This is a genomic window from Burkholderia sp. AW33-5 (assembly GCF_053427615.1).
This window is the reverse complement of sequence record NZ_JBSAXA010000123.1, coordinates 1-316: the sequence shown is the minus strand read 5'-3', so window position 1 is coordinate 316 and position 316 is coordinate 1. Positions and strand designations below refer to the sequence as shown.

1 protein-coding gene is annotated in these 316 nt (G+C 69.3%); it reads left to right on the top strand.

Going from position 1 to position 316, the window contains the following annotated elements; all coding sequences use genetic code 11:
* Positions 1–316 (top strand): amidohydrolase family protein (locus tag ACV22V_RS32650; protein ID WP_448016858.1); only part of this gene is annotated, 316 nt, incomplete at both ends.

The following is a 316-nucleotide window of genomic DNA, read 5'->3' as shown; positions in this document are numbered from 1 at the left end:
GCCCGCGCCGCAGTGGGTGCGCGTGGTCGGCGGCTTCACCGAACATCAGTTCGTGGAGAAGCGCCTGCCGACGATCGACGAACTCAACGCAGCCGCGCCCGATACGCCGGTGTTCATCCTGCACCTGTACGATCGCGCGCTACTGAACGCGGCCGCGCTGCGCGTGGTCGGCTATACGAAGGACACGCCGGAGCCGCCGGGCGGCACGATCCTGCGCGATGCCGCGGGCAACCCGACGGGCCTGCTGCTCGCGAACCCGAACGCGACGATCCTCTACGCGACGCTCGCGAAGGGGCCGAAGCTGCCGTTCGAATAC